The organism is Terrabacter lapilli (assembly GCF_039531305.1).
Taxonomy (GTDB): domain Bacteria; phylum Actinomycetota; class Actinomycetes; order Actinomycetales; family Dermatophilaceae; genus Terrabacter; species Terrabacter lapilli.
In genome coordinates this window covers 259,688-273,101 of sequence record NZ_BAAAPU010000001.1, presented here as the reverse complement: position 1 = coordinate 273,101, position 13,414 = coordinate 259,688, and the positions used below count along the sequence as shown (strand labels likewise).

13 protein-coding genes are annotated in these 13,414 nt (G+C 67.6%); 4 read left to right on the top strand and 9 right to left on the bottom strand.

The genetic code is table 11. From position 1 onward, the window contains the following. Nucleotides 1-265: 265 nt before the first annotated feature. The 5 genes from ABD241_RS01145 to ABD241_RS01130 all read right to left on the bottom strand — a co-directional run bounded on the left by ABD241_RS01145 (nucleotide 266) and on the right by ABD241_RS01130 (nucleotide 6,136). Nucleotides 266-1,219 (bottom strand): NAD-dependent epimerase/dehydratase family protein, encoded by a 954-nt coding sequence (locus ABD241_RS01145; RefSeq protein ID WP_344057570.1) that lies wholly within the window; start codon nucleotides 1,217-1,219, stop codon nucleotides 266-268. Then, nucleotides 1,216-2,379, bottom strand: a complete 1,164-nt coding sequence (locus tag ABD241_RS01140) for a glycosyltransferase family 4 protein (protein WP_344057568.1) — start codon at nucleotides 2,377-2,379, stop codon at nucleotides 1,216-1,218. The genes ABD241_RS01145 and ABD241_RS01140 overlap by 4 nt, the downstream gene beginning before the upstream one ends. A 92-nt stretch (nucleotides 2,380-2,471) precedes the next feature. Further along, nucleotides 2,472-3,392: an NAD-dependent epimerase/dehydratase family protein gene (locus ABD241_RS20630; protein ID WP_425580638.1), complete on the bottom strand. Its 921-nt coding sequence runs from the start codon at nucleotides 3,390-3,392 to the stop codon at nucleotides 2,472-2,474. A gap of 45 nt (nucleotides 3,393-3,437) precedes the next feature. Continuing rightward, nucleotides 3,438-4,172 carry an MraY family glycosyltransferase gene (locus ABD241_RS01135; protein ID WP_344057658.1) on the bottom strand — a complete coding sequence of 245 codons (735 nt, stop codon included), beginning with the start codon at nucleotides 4,170-4,172 and terminating at the stop codon, nucleotides 3,438-3,440. A 218-nt stretch (nucleotides 4,173-4,390) separates the two neighbouring features. Beyond that, entirely contained in the window at nucleotides 4,391-6,136 is a 1,746-nt protein-coding gene (locus ABD241_RS01130) for a polysaccharide biosynthesis protein (protein ID WP_344057566.1), read from the bottom strand. Between the two features lie 414 nt (nucleotides 6,137-6,550). Here ABD241_RS01130 and ABD241_RS01125 point away from each other — a divergent pair, with 414 nt between their 5' ends. From ABD241_RS01125 to ABD241_RS01115, 3 genes are all read left to right on the top strand, one after another. Beyond that, nucleotides 6,551-7,171 (top strand): SatD family protein, encoded by a 621-nt coding sequence (locus ABD241_RS01125; RefSeq protein WP_344057564.1) that lies wholly within the window; start codon nucleotides 6,551-6,553, stop codon nucleotides 7,169-7,171. Beyond that, complete coding sequence (locus ABD241_RS01120; protein WP_344057562.1) at nucleotides 7,168-8,028, top strand: hypothetical protein; 861 nt, start codon at nucleotides 7,168-7,170, stop codon at nucleotides 8,026-8,028. The genes ABD241_RS01125 and ABD241_RS01120 overlap by 4 nt, the downstream gene beginning before the upstream one ends. A gap of 103 nt (nucleotides 8,029-8,131) precedes the next feature. Further along, entirely contained in the window at nucleotides 8,132-9,121 is a 990-nt protein-coding gene (locus ABD241_RS01115; protein WP_142220303.1) for a malate dehydrogenase, read from the top strand. Between the two features lie 135 nt (nucleotides 9,122-9,256). Here the strand turns inward: ABD241_RS01115 and ABD241_RS01110 are convergent, their stop codons facing one another. Together ABD241_RS01110 and ABD241_RS01105 are read right to left on the bottom strand one after the other, a co-directional pair. After that, on the bottom strand, nucleotides 9,257-9,580 hold the full coding sequence (locus ABD241_RS01110) for a DUF3017 domain-containing protein (protein ID WP_344057559.1): 324 nt from the start codon (nucleotides 9,578-9,580) through the stop codon (nucleotides 9,257-9,259). A gap of 9 nt (nucleotides 9,581-9,589) precedes the next feature. Further along, nucleotides 9,590-10,444, bottom strand: coding sequence for a bifunctional methylenetetrahydrofolate dehydrogenase/methenyltetrahydrofolate cyclohydrolase (locus ABD241_RS01105; RefSeq protein ID WP_344057557.1), 855 nt, complete (start codon nucleotides 10,442-10,444; stop codon nucleotides 9,590-9,592). A 168-nt stretch (nucleotides 10,445-10,612) separates the two neighbouring features. On the opposite strand from ABD241_RS01105, the gene ABD241_RS01100 reads away from it, so the two are divergent. Then, nucleotides 10,613-11,062 (top strand): hypothetical protein, encoded by a 450-nt coding sequence (locus ABD241_RS01100; protein WP_344057555.1) that lies wholly within the window; start codon nucleotides 10,613-10,615, stop codon nucleotides 11,060-11,062. Nucleotides 11,063-11,248: 186 nt separating this feature from the next. On the opposite strand, the gene ABD241_RS01095 is transcribed toward ABD241_RS01100, so the two are convergent. Both ABD241_RS01095 and ABD241_RS01090 read right to left on the bottom strand, forming a co-directional pair. Further along, the gene (locus tag ABD241_RS01095; RefSeq protein WP_344057553.1) at nucleotides 11,249-12,013 is read right to left on the bottom strand and encodes a response regulator transcription factor; all 765 of its coding nucleotides are present in this window, start codon (nucleotides 12,011-12,013) and stop codon (nucleotides 11,249-11,251) included. 57 nt (nucleotides 12,014-12,070) lie between these two features. Beyond that, complete coding sequence (locus ABD241_RS01090; RefSeq protein ID WP_344057551.1) at nucleotides 12,071-13,369, bottom strand: NAD(P)/FAD-dependent oxidoreductase; 1,299 nt, start codon at nucleotides 13,367-13,369, stop codon at nucleotides 12,071-12,073. Between the last annotated feature and the right edge of the window lie 45 nt (nucleotides 13,370-13,414).

The following is a 13,414-nucleotide window of genomic DNA, read 5'->3' as shown; positions in this document are numbered from 1 at the left end:
CGTGTAGTTGCCTCTCAAGGCTGCGCAGCCTCGCTTCCGCTGAAACGACTCCTAACGGTCGCCTTACAAGACGTGACGGCGAATTGAGACTCAGGCCCAAATACTGGAAGCGCGCTGCGCGCAAATCGAGAGCCTTGATCCAATCAAAAACCCTGACCCTGGAACTGGCTCCAGCTGGCCCATAGGGAGTGACAGTGACGAGGTCAGTCATCATTGCTTATTCAGACAAGGTACAGATGAACCGCCGATGAGCACAGGGTGCCGGTCAGTCGGTCTGCGAGTCACTCGCGAGCACCCACTGCCATTGCCGGTCGAGACCTTCTTCCAGGGGGATCTGCGGAGCCCAACCAAGATCCTCCGCCGTGGAGGTCGTATCGCCTCCAGTTCTGAATACGTCGCCATCCACAACCCCACTGTAATCAATTTCGACTTGCTGTCCGGTGATATCTCGCATGCACCCGATGACATCGTTCATACTGACGCTCGACCCTCCGGCAACGTTATAAACGCTGCCAGGCTGAACATCTGAGGTAGCTGCCAACACGTTGGCTCGAACAACGTCCTCGACGTAGGAGAAATCACGTATCTGGGTTCCGTTACCGTAAAGGGGAACGGGCTGCTCGGCAAGAATGGCTCGGAAGAAGCGTGTGAACGCCATATCGGGACGTTGCCTGGGCCCGAACACAGTAAAGTACCGCAGTGACACGGTGGGCACCGAGAAATTCGAGGCGTACACTCCGCAAAGATGCTCGGCAGCCAGCTTGGTGACGCCATATGGACTCTTGGGCTTTGGTAGCGCACTGACCTGCGTCGGGAAAACGTCCGCGTTGCCGTATACAGACGAGGACGAGGAGTAAACGAACCTTTGGATGTCGCTAGACCTGGCGGCCTCCAGCAAGCGCTGTGTTGCGTCTACGTTGTTGGACGTGTACTCGCGGAAGTTGTCTCCCCAAGAACTGCGGACGCCCGGTTGTCCTGCGAGATGAAACGCGCTGTCTATGCCATCAAAGAGACCGTCTGGCAGATTCTTCGCCAAATCTGTTTCCACGAAACTGAAGTTCGGATGGTCGACTGATGCACGCAAGTTGGCGCGCTTGAGGCCCTCTCCGTAGTAGTCGGTGAAGCAATCGACTCCAATCACGGTGTGCCCTGCATCAAGCAAGTGCTCTGCAAGGTGGCTGCCGATAAAGCCAGCAACGCCGGTGACCAAAGCTCTCATGAGAGGACCTTGCTTTCCGCCCCCGCGGGGCTGCTTTCGTAGAGACTCAACGTCTGCGCGAGCACTATTTCTTCGGCGAATTCGGACTCGACAAGAGCTCTGCTCTCCGCTCCCATCCTCAATCGCATCGACCGGTCGGCGATTAGTTTCTTGAGCGATGAATCGAGAGAATCGGCATCGTCCACATTTACGGTGTATCCGTTGAGGCCGTGCCGTACGATGTCACGGCAGCCAGGCGTATTCGTGGCCACAAGGGGCAGGCCGCAGCTGGCCGCGTCGATGAGGCTCTTCGGGATTCCTTCTCGGTAGCGAGTGGGCAGGCAGACAATATCTGCGGAGGCAAATACCGTGGGCATGTCGTTCCGCCAGCCCCAAATCTCCACGGAACCCTCGGCATCCCAACCAGCAATCTGGTCCGCAGTGACCGAGTTGCGATTGTTGGGGTCGGGGGTGCCAACCAAAACGAAACGTGCCACCACGCCCTGAGCGAGCAGACGTCTGGCCGAGTCAACGAAATCCTCGACACCTTTGGAGCGCAGGAGCCTAGAAGGCAGGACGACCACCGGTACCCGGTCGGGCCGAGTCGTCGGATGAAATGCCTCGGTGTCGACGCCTGAGCCGCGAATCAATGAGGCGTTCCTGGGTGCCACGACCTTTCCCTTGACGAGCTCCTCCAGATCATCCTCGTTCTGAACCACAACATGGCTGCCTGAAGCAGAGACTGCTACGCGCAGAAGGCCCAGGATGGCGAGTCTCAAAGCGTGCGCGCTTCTGCCTTGCTTAGCGAAGCCCGAACCTAGACCTGCGATGAGGTTGATGACGCGAGGGCGTCCTCCGAAAATCGAGGCGATGGACCCATACACGACTGGCTTCAGGGCCACATTGTGGATAATGGTCGGCCGCACCTGTCGAATGACCCTTGCGACGCTCAAGATCACGCGCAGTTCACTTAGGGGATTAAGACTAGCCCGGTCGACCTTGAGGGTGTGGACCTTGAATCCCGCATTCTCAATTTCTTGGATGTACCTCCCATTGCTTGTCAGCACGTGGACCTCATACCCACGTTCTTTCGCTCTCAAGGCCAACGTTAGGCGGTGGGAAACGAAGTACGAGTCAAGGGCAACGAAGTACAGAAGTCGATCTTTAGGCTTAGGCGCCATCGTGTTCGGGCACTACCTCTCGATTGGGGAACTGGCAGCGTCTGCTGATGTTTGCCGCTCGCTCAGTCGCGAAATTGATAACCTTCAAACTTTCAATGCGAAGTAGCGCTCACCTCGTGGCCTAGGTCAACCCACGCCTGTGACCCATGGGGGGGCACCCAGCCGCCTTCTGTCAGCCAGCTTGGCGCTTGCCCCTGGCCGAACCACAGCATCTCGACTCGTCGTGCGTCCGGAGCTAGTCGCGGTACCAGCGCGCCGGCCAGACTCAACAGCCGCACAGCGACGCGTGCCAGCTTTTCCGGCACCATGTAAGGCCGGCTTCCGCCCAACGACTCCATAAGCGACATCGTCGTCACACCCTCCCAAGGGTGTATCACGACGGCAGGAGGGGTTCCTGGGCACGTGGCTAGGAACGCGATGGCTGCCGCCACGTTGTCGAGCAAGGCCTGAGGCGACGGGCGTCCGACAGGTCCCGCTACCGAACGCAAGGGCGATCGAGCGATCCTCGAGATGGTTCGGGTTACTCTCCGGTCCGCAGCGTGGACGCTCGGGGGACGATAGATGACTAGACCCTCGTGAAGCTCTGCGAGCGCGAGCCGTTCTCCTTCGGCCTTGGAGGCGGCATATGCCGAAAAGGCGTCGGTCTGCATTGACTCATCGAGCACGGGCATCCTTCCCTGCACGACTGCACTGCTGACGTGGACCAGGCGGGGGGCGGGCCTCAGTCGACTGACGGCTCGCGCCAACACAGCCGGCACGACCGCGTTGGCCCCAAACAGCAGCGCCGCATCCTGAGACGATGCGTCGGGCACACCGGCGCAATTGATGACAGCCGCATGCCCATTGAGCCCTGCGCTCAGCTCGTCGACGACGGCCTCGTGGTCTTGCGGCGCGTACTGTGTCGTTTTCAGCCGCGGTGCAGGCACAGCGACGACATCGTGACCTTGAGCGCCGAGCGCCTTCAGGACTGCCGAGCCCACAAATCCGCTGGCGCCAACAACTGCGATCCTCACTCGGCTACTCCAGTTCGGGCTTCGACAAAGCGGGCACTCGTTGGTTCACATTCTTGATGACACGAGCCTCTTCGTGACGGGCGGGAGCAGTACATAAGTTGAGATGGCTGCCGCCGTGCACGCTGACGCGCTGCCCGCTGGCAGGAAGACCCAACAGGCGGTGATCACGCACGACAGCAGGAGCACGATGGCAGAGACTTGCATGTGCTCAAGACCGCGGGAGACGAGTCGCTGGTAGATGTGATCGCGGTGAGCTGTTGTCAGCGACTCGCGTGCTCGCAGTCTGCGGGCCAAAGTCCAGAATACGTCGACGAGGTAGAGTCCGAGCGGCGCGACGAGCGGGGCGACGGGAACGCCTCTAGCGATACCCAGCAGAATGCCGGCCGCGCACAGGGAGCCAAACAGGTAGCTGCCAACGTCCCCCAGGAACAGGCGGGCGTATGGTGCGTTGAACGGCAGGAATCCCAGTGCGGCCCCCGCCGTGACCAGGCCGATAAGGCGTAAGTCATGAGCACCGGCGCGCTGCCCCAGGAATGCCGCCGTGGTGCCCCACGCGAACGTGACCATTCCGGTTATGCCGTTGATGCCGTCCATGAAATTGATCGCATTCACGACGACGGGGAACAGCACCGCTCCGACAAGTCCTAGAAGGGGCATCCCGGTGGCCCAGCCGGCCAGGACGCCAAGCGACATCTGAGCCAGAAGGCGGGGTGTGACGGACAATGTGAAGCGGTCGTCGAGGAATCCCACGAGCGCCACCAGAAGGCATGCCGCCAGCACGAAAAGGGGTACGTGAAGGCCTCTGACGGCGGCTCCCAAGGTGCCGCCGAGAACACCGACGAGACACGCGATGCCTCCGCCGCGGGGCGTGGGCACCGTGTGCGAGGAACGATGGTTGGGGATATCGACCCGACCTGAGCGCAAGAGTGCGGTCCTGACGAATGGCGCCGATGCCGCGGTCAAAGCGGCACTCGCCACGACTGGAACCCAAACCGCATTCACGATGCGACGGCTTCGGCAACGGGGGACTGGACGGTAGCGCCGCGGCGCATCCACTCCGCAGCGCGATGGTGCGATTCGAAACCCAGGGCGCGCACGGCGCTTGCGTCGAGCAGGGGCACGTCAACGCTGTCTACCAGCGGATGGCCCGTCGATCTGCGGCCTTCGTTGACCGAGAAGAGCTCTTCTCCTAGTTTCTCTCCAGGCCGCAGACCGGTGAAGACCACGTCGATGTCACGGCGCCCGCTTATTCGAATCAGCGTCTGTGCCACCTCCAAAATCTTGACCTGCTCTCCCATCTCGAGCACCATCACCTCTCCATCAGTGCCGATGGATGCCGCCTCGAGAACGAGCTGGCAGGCTTCAGGAATGAGCATGAAGTAGCGCCGGACGTCAGGGTGAGTGACCGTGATGGGTCCACCCATCTCGATTTGCGCCGTGAAAGCGTGAACCACAGATCCGCGAGAGCCCAGGACATTCCCGAATCGCACGGACACGTAGCGGCCCTGGGCTCTCCGGGCGAAGTCGGCGGTGAGGCGCTCCGCGAGCCGCTTGCTGTAGCCCAGCACGCAGGTTGGGTTCGCAGCCTTGTCCGTGGAGATATTGACGAAGGTGGAAACCCCGACCGCCTCGGCGGCCGTCAGGACGTTGAGGGTGCCTATGACGTTGCTCTTCCAAGCCTCGAGCGGGTGTGATTCGAGGAGGGGCAGGTGCTTGAGCGCAGCGGCGTGGAAGACCACCTCAGGGCGTGCCTTCTCGAACGCTGCCGCAAGCGCCTCGGTGTCGCGGATGTCCGCGAGGATGATGTCATCCGAGTCCAAGAGGCCATGTCCGGAGAGGCTCATCTCGGTGGCCTGCAACCCAGACTCATCGCGGTCGAGCATGAAGAGGCGTGACGGGCCGAACCGCGCGATCTGACGACACAACTCGGAGCCGATCGAGCCGCCGGCGCCGGTCACAAGGACACGGCGTCCCGAGATCTGTTCGGCGATGGCGGTCGTATCGAGCTCAACCGGGCGCCGCCCGAGCAGGTCGGCGACATCGAGGTCGCGCAGGTCCTGGGGGGTCGGTCGCCCGCCCATGATCTCCTTGAGCGGGGGCAGGCTGACAACCTCCAGACCCGCGTCGGCGGCTCGCGCGGCGAGATCGCGCAGTGTCGCTGCTTCTGCATTCGGCATCGCCACGACCAGCGTGTCCGCCTGGAACTTCTCGGCCATCTTGCCGATGGCCGAGCGTGTGCCTCGTACGCGTAGTCCCTCAAGCCGCAGGCGCTGCTTGGACGGGTCATCGTCAAGGAGGGCGACAGGCACGAACGACCCTGCCCCGTCGTACTTCATGCTGCGCAGCAGACGACGCCCAGCCTCGCCCGCCCCAAGAATGATGGCCCGACGCTCACCCGCGGTCTGCATAGCGCGGTGGGAGCGCACCGTGCGCACGACGAAGCGCAACGCGAACATGCTGGACAGAGCGAGCGCTGCGGCCGTCAGTGGCACCCCGCGCGGCAGGAGCGCCGGTGAGGCGATCAGGCCCCAGAGGAAGAGTCCGGCCCCCACCACCGCGGTGGTCGTGGTTAGCTCCACGATCTCCTCGAACGACGCCAGCTGGTGACCGATCGAGTAGGGACCGACGACGTAGCCCACCAGGAGCTGCCCAGCCATTGCCGCCAGGCAGAAGTACGCCGTGCCTCGCAGCCACGACTCATCGATTGCGAAGTCAAGCCGGATCCAAAGGGCGGCAAAGAGCATGCCGACCCAGATGACGGCATCGACGGCCGCCCACCCAAGTCGCGTCCACCGAGCCCTGCGAGCCTGTGCTGTCACTTTGTCATCCCCGTGTCCCTGACTGCCCCGAGTGCGCGGTGCCGTTAGGAGGACAACTGTGACGACCTGCCCCCTATGGATTCGGAACTTGGTACGAATCGCTCGGTCAAACTGCGCGAAACCCAGCATAACGGGGTAGGGGGAATGTTCCGGACATCCTCGAAACGATGGACAGTCCTTGACCGACGCCCAGCGGTTTCTTGACCGGCGAGCAACGGCCGCACCAGTAAATGGCCGTCGGGCGCCTGCCAGATCGGCGGCTCTGAAGGATGGGCCTTCACCGGTCGGGGCTAAAGATATGGTCTTCACATGCATAATGTGAAGATTGATGCTTCACCAGTGGCGCTCATCGGTGACATCGTCGAGTCCCGGCGCCACCGCGACCGACAGCGCCTGCACGACGCCTTCCAGGCTGCCGTCGCCAGGGCCAATGCCGACGTGCCCGTCGACGAACCCGCCGTCATCACGGTCGGCGACGAGTTCCAGGGCGTCTACCCAAGCCTAGGCGCTGCCCTGCGGGCCAGCTTCGTCGTCAGAGCGGAGCTCCATCCGCTCGCCGACATCCGCTTCGGCCTCGGCCGGGGCGAGGTCGCCACGCTCGACGCCGCCCGCGGCATCCACGACGGCCCGGCCTACTGGGCTGCCCGCGAGGCGATCGAGACGGCCGAGGCACGCGCCCAGCGAGCGCAGACGCGGACGTCGCGGACGGCATACGTGGCCCCCGACGAGCCGGCCCCCACCGTGGCAACGGTGCGCGCGGCCCTGGACTGTCTGGACTTCATGGTTGGCTCCATGTCGACCACCTCACGCCAGATCCTGGGAGGACTGATGCACGGCCTGACCCAGCAGGACGTCGCCGACCGCCTCGGCATCAGCCCGTCCGCGGTCTCCCAGCGGGTGCGGCGCGACGGCATCGGCGTCGCGCTCGAGGCCATGGCCACCCTGGGGGACCTGCCGTGACGTGGCTCGCCATCGCCCTCATCGGCATCGGCATCGGCGACCTCGTCCGGTCGACCGGCAGGCCGCCGAGCCGGCTCGCGGGCCACGTGGTGACGCCGGTCGTGATCGTGGTCCTGGGGCTGCTGGCGGGCATGCGGACCTGGGCCGACTGGATCGCCCTCGTCCTCGCCGCAGCAGCGGGCGCCGGATGGGCGGAGCTGTCCCGCAAGACGCAGATGACCGGGCGCCGAGCCCTCGCCCCGCTCGGCGTCTTCGCCGTGCTCGTCCTCGGGCTCCTCGGCTTCTCCGGCGCAGCCTCCCGTCCCGACGGGCCCCTCGCCACCTGGCTGCGCTGGGCCGACCTGCCGGGCCACGGCCCCCTCTCGCCCACCCGCGTGCTGCTCCTCACCGGCCTGGCGCTCTTCAACCTCGCCACGGCCAACGTCATCGTCCGGCTCGTCCTGCTCACCATCGGCGCCCTGCGCCCCTCCGACCTCACCAACGCCAACGCGGCCGCTGCAGCTGCCGCCGCGAGCGCCGGCCGGCCCGCTCCCCCGACCACCCGCCAGCCGGCCGACCGGCTCAAGGGCGGACGCCTCCTCGGTCCCATGGAGCGCCTCGTCATCCTCGGCCTCGGCCTCGCCGGCGAGTTCGGCGCCGCTGGCCTCGTCATCGCCGCCAAGGGCCTGCTCCGCTTCCCCGAGATCCAGGCCGCCGCCCGCAGCGCCGACCCCGCGGCCGGCGGAACCGCGGCAGCCGGCGGCACCTACAACGGCGGCCCCGCCGGCATCGACGACGTCACCGAGTACTTCCTCGTCGGCAGCTTCGTCAGCTGGCTCATCGCCCTCGGCTCGCTCGTGCTGACCATCGGCAGCTGAGCCCCGAGCGCCCCCGGGGACGCCCGGAGCCCGTCCGCCCGCCCCGGAACCACGCTGGTAGCGTCGGAGCATCCCGCGACCCACCGATGTGAAGGGCTTTCCTGTGAGCACAACCCCCGTCAAGGTCGCCGTCACCGGCGCCGCCGGCCAGATCGGCTACAGCCTCCTGTTCCGCATCGCGAGCGGTGCCCTGCTCGGGCCGGACACCCCGGTGGAGCTGCGCCTGCTCGAGATCACCCCCGCGCTCAAGGCGCTCGAGGGTGTCGTCATGGAGCTCGACGACTGCGCCTTCCCGACCCTCGCCGGCGTGCAGATCGGCGACGACGCCACCAAGGTCTTCGACGGCGTCAACCTCGCCTTGCTCGTCGGCGCCCGGCCCCGCGGCCCGGGCATGGAGCGCGGCGACCTGCTCGAGGCCAACGGCGGCATCTTCGCCCCGCAGGGCAAGGCCCTCAACGAGGTCGCGGCCGACGACATCAAGGTCACCGTCACCGGCAACCCGGCCAACACCAACGCCCTCATCGCCATGAGCAACGCCCCCGACATCCCGGCCGAGCGCTTCTCGGCCCTGACGCGCCTGGACCACAACCGCGCGATCAGCCAGCTCGCCGCCAAGCTCGGCGTCCCGGTCACCGAGATCAAGAAGATGACCATCTGGGGCAACCACTCCGCCACCCAGTACCCCGACCTCTTCCACGCCGAGGTCGGCGGCCGCAACGCCGCCGAGGCCGTCGGCGACCAGGACTGGCTCGAGAACACCTTCATCCCGACCGTCGCCAAGCGCGGCGCCGCCATCATCGAGGCCCGCGGCGCGAGCTCCGCAGCGTCGGCCGCCTCCGCCACCATCGACCACGCCCGCACCTGGGTGCAGGGCACGGCCGAGGGCGACTGGGTCTCCATGGCCGTCCGCTCCGACGGCTCCTACGGCGTCGAGGAGGGGCTCATCTCCTCCTTCCCCGTCACCGTCAAGGACGGTCAGTGGAGCATCGTCCAGGGCCTCGACATCGACGACTTCTCCCGCGGCAAGATCGACAAGTCGGTCGCCGAGCTCGCCGAGGAGCGCGACGCCGTCAAGGGCCTGGGCCTCATCTGAGTCGCCCCACGCACGCCGAAGGGCGCCGTCCACCTCTTGGTGGGCGGCGCCCTTCACGTATGCCGGGTGGACGCGTATGCCGTGTGCCACCCTCCGCGACCTCCCGCGGGTCGCCAGCGGCTCGTCAGCGGCTCGTCAGCGGCTCGCCGTCCGGCCCGGCGGCAGGCGGCCCGGGTCGTCGGGGTTCAGGTTGACCGTGGCCGAGGCGACCAGCGCCCCGATCCCGAAGAGCACCAGGACCAGCACGTCGAAGGCCCGGGAGCGGACGTTGAGACCGCCGGCGCGCCGCGACGGACGCGCCACGAGCCGGATCACGGCGCCGATGAGGAACGCGAGGGCCACGAGCCGCCCGCCCCACCGGACGTCCAGGAAACCCATGACGAGCACGCCGATGGCGGCCAGGCCGGCGACGAGGTACCACCAGCTCAGGACGACGAAGCCGCTACCCCGCCACTGCATCAGGACAGCTCAGGCGTGCGCCGCGAGCGACGCCTCGGCCGCCGCCACGATGTTCGACAGCAGCAGGGCCCGCGTCATCGGACCCACACCGCCCGGGTTGGGGCTGATCCAGCCGGCGACCTCGGCCACGTCGAGCGCGACGTCGCCGGCGATCTTGCCGTCGACGCGGCTCACGCCCACGTCGAGGACGGCCGCGCCGGGCTTGACCATGTCCTTGGTGACGATGCTCGGCACGCCCGCCGCGGCGATGACGATGTCGGCCTGGCGCACCTCTGCCGCAAGGTCCTTCGTGCCGGTGTGGCACAGCGTGACGGTCGCGTTCTCGCTCTTGCGGGTCAGGATGAGGCCGAGCGGCCGCCCGACGGTGAGGCCGCGGCCGATGACGACGACCTTCGCGCCGGCGATCTGCACGCCGTGACGGCGCAGCAGCTCGATGCAGCCCATCGGCGTGCACGGCAGCGGCGCCGGCTTGCCGAGAGCGAGCCAGCCGAGATTCATCGGGTGCAGGCCGTCGACGTCCTTGGTCGGGTCGACCCGCGACAGCAGCGCCATCTCGTCGAGGCCGGTCGGCTGCTGCACGAGGAAGCCGGTGCAGGCCGGGTCGGCGTTGAGCTCGTCGATGACCGCCTCGACCTCGGCCTGCGTGGCCGTGGCCGGCAGGTCGCGCCGGAGACTCGTGATGCCGATCTCGGCGCAGTCCTTGTGCTTGGCGTTGACGTACCAGTGACTGCCCGGGTCATCACCCACGAGCACCGTCCCGAGTCCGGGGACGACCCCCTGCTCCCGCAGCCGGGCGACCCGCTCGGTCAGCTCCGCCTTGATCGCCGTGAGAGTGGCCTTGCCGTCGAGGATCTGTGCCGTCACGGCGCCCATCCTGCCACGCACCACGCCGCGCCTTCATCCGCGAGGAGGCGGACGGCATACGTAGGTCTGCGTATTTCCCGGCCTGCACCCCGTCAGGAGACTGTGACTGGTCCCGTCCACCGACGGGACCGCCGGACGGGGCCGGCCAGGAACGACAGGGAGAGACGCATGGGAGCACTTCGCACCTTCCTGCGCCGCGGCGGCACCGTCGCCGCAGCCGCAGCCGCCATCACCGTCGCCAGCTCCTCGCTGGCGTCGGCGCACCACTGCTACCGGGACTACTGGCAGCCCGCGGCCTACCAGCAGCACCTCGCCGGCAACACGCCGTGGATGCCGCTCAGTGACATGGGCGTGCAGTACCTCATCGGCCCGACGTATGCCGCGCAGTGCGGCCACGTCGCCGACGACGCCGTCGCGGCGTTCATGGCCGCGCACGGCCTGACCCAGGAGCCGCTCATCCAGAGCCGAGCCACCGTCGGCAGCGGGGCCGCCTACCGGGGCATGGAGCCCAAGCCGTTCAGCTACCTCAGCGACGCGGACTTCGGTGAGCTCACGGCATACGTCATCGCCGGCATGGCGACCTGCGCGCCCGACTGGCAGCCGCCGCAGGGAGGCTGAGCGCAGCAGGACGCGGTCCGGGCCGACCAGGGGGAGCCGCACAGGGGGCTGTGCGGCGGCGGTCCGGGCCGAACCGAAAGGGACGGGGCGCGTGGTCGGTGGGCCGGCGCGCCCCGTCCCTGCACATGGGGGCGGCGACACTGAGCCGCCGGGCGGGTCAGTGTCTCAGGCCTGTCCTGGAGCTCTCTAGGAGCCGCTCGCCGGAACCGGGAGCAGCCCGAGCCGCTGCGCCGCCAGCACCGCCGAGAGACGGTCCGAGGCGCGGAGCTTGCGGTAGAGGTGCTCCTGGTGCTTGTGCACCGTGCGAGGAGAGATGGCCAGCCTGGCGGCGATGGCCTCGGCGGTCGAGCCCCTCGCCATGAGGCGCAGGACGACGCACTCACGGGGCGTCAGCGTCACCGCATCGGCAGCGGGCGCGTCGCGCAGCGCGGCGACCTCGGTGAACATGGCGACGTGCCGGTCCAGGCCCACGAGCAGCGGCTGCAGCGCGGTGAGAGTCGAGAGGTCGTCGTCGGTGAACCCGTGCTCGTCGAGCACGACCCAGCCGTCGAAGTCGCTGCCCTTGGGCCGGCACGGCAGGGTCATCTGGTGCTCGGTGATGCCGAGCGCCTCCATCGCGGCGTGGTCCTCCTCGCCCAGGCCCCAGCCCGCCGCCACGAGGTCGGTCAGCCGCACGGGTGCGCGGTCGGTCGTCGTGCCGTAGTACTGCGACAGCGGGTGGGCCCGCGCCTGGGCCGCCACCGGCCAGTGCTCTCGCGGCGGCACCTCCTCGCGGGCCTCGACGCGGATGCGGAGCGCGTCCGGGTCCTGCGGCGTCAGCCCGATCCGGGTCGCCACGTCGGCGTGCGTCTGGCGCATGAGCCCCTCGACGAGGAGCTCATGGGCGATCGAGGGTAGCGGCGCGTTGAGGATCTCCGCCGCGAGACGAATCCACCTGGCCTGCTCGTCCACCCGTCTCAGGGTAGGGAGCCGTCCGCGGCGACGGAGCAAAACCGTCCGAGTCGGGCGTCAGCCGGTGGACTTCCCCAGGTCTCCGAGCGGCACGTCCGGGTCGCCCAGGCGGGCCGGGTCGACGACGGCGTGGTCGCGCACGAGGCGTTGGACGTCGTCGATCGTGTCCCAGACGTTGACATGCATCCCAGCGAGGACGCGTACGCCCTCGCCCTCGGGCACGACCCAGAACGCCATGAACTCGTTGCTCGACGGCTCACCGCGCAGGACGACCTCGGCGTCGGTGCCGCGCGGGACGTAGCCGGCGTACTCGAGGCCGATGTCGTACTGGTCGGAGAAGAAGAAGGGGATGGGGTCGTAGGTGACGTCCTGCCCGGCCATGGACCGGCCGGCCGCGAGGCCGCCGTCCTGGGCGTTGGCCCAGTGCTCGACGCGCACGTGGGTGTCGAGCGTCGTGCTGCGCCAGTTTGCGACATCGCCCGCGGCCCAGACCCCCTCGGCGGAGGTGCGCAGCCCCGGGTCGGTGACGATGCCGTTGTCGGTCTCGATGCCGGCGCCCTCGGCGAGGCCGGTGTTGGGTGTGATGCCGACGCCGACGACCACGATGTCGGCCGGCACGGTGTCGCCCGACGTGGTGACGACGCCAGTCACCGAGCCCTCGCCCTCGATGCGCTCGACGCCCTCGCCGAGACGGAGCTCGACCCCGTGCCCGCGGTGCAGCTCCGCGAAGTAGCCACCGACCTGCTCCCCCATCACGCCGAGCAGCGGCGCGGCCTGCGGCTCGATGATCGTGACGGTGCAGCCGTGGTGGCGCGCCGCGGCGGCCACCTCGAGGCCGATCCAGCCGGCCCCGACGAGCACGACACGGGCCCCCTCGGTGAGGCGGGCCTTGAGCGCCTCGGACTCCTGCAGCTCGCGCAGGTAGAGCACGCCGTCGAGGTCCGCACCGGGGACGTCGAGCGCCCGGGGCGTGGATCCCGTTGCGATCAGGAGCTTCTCGTAGGCGACCACGCCGCCGCCCGCCAGGGTGAGCGCGTGCTTCTCGGCGTCGAGGGCCGTCGCCGCCGTGCCGAGCCGCAGCTCGACGTGCTGCTCGTCGTACCAGTCGCGGTCGTGGGTGAACGCCGAGTCCGGCTCGTCGTCGCCCTTGAGCACGCCCTTCGACAGTGGGGGCCGCTCGTAGGGCAGCCGGTCCTCCTGCGCGACGAGGAGGATCGAGCCGGTGGAGTCGCTCTCGCGGATCCCCTCGACCGCCTTCGCCGCGGCCAGCCCTCCCCCGACGATGACGTATGCCGTCCGCTCCCCGGGTGCCTGCGCGTCGGTGCCTTGGCTGCTCTCGGTGCTGTCGTTGCTCATGAGCACACGATCACACGCGAGCCCGCCCCCGTCGAGACCCGCTCG

Coding starts and splice junctions, on each gene's coding strand:
- ABD241_RS01145 (WP_344057570.1), bottom strand. CDS start 1,219: ATGAGAGCTTTGGTCACCGGCGTTGCTGGCTTTATCGGCAGCCACCTT.
- ABD241_RS01140 (WP_344057568.1), bottom strand. CDS start 2,379: ATGGCGCCTAAGCCTAAAGATCGACTTCTGTACTTCGTTGCCCTTGAC.
- ABD241_RS01130 (WP_344057566.1), bottom strand. CDS start 6,136: ATGCTCTTTGCCGCCCTTTGGATCCGGCTTGACTTCGCAATCGATGAG.
- ABD241_RS01110 (WP_344057559.1), bottom strand. CDS start 9,580: ATGCAGTGGCGGGGTAGCGGCTTCGTCGTCCTGAGCTGGTGGTACCTC.
- ABD241_RS01100 (WP_344057555.1), top strand. CDS start 10,613: ATGGGAGCACTTCGCACCTTCCTGCGCCGCGGCGGCACCGTCGCCGCA.
- ABD241_RS01090 (WP_344057551.1), bottom strand. CDS start 13,369: ATGAGCAACGACAGCACCGAGAGCAGCCAAGGCACCGACGCGCAGGCA.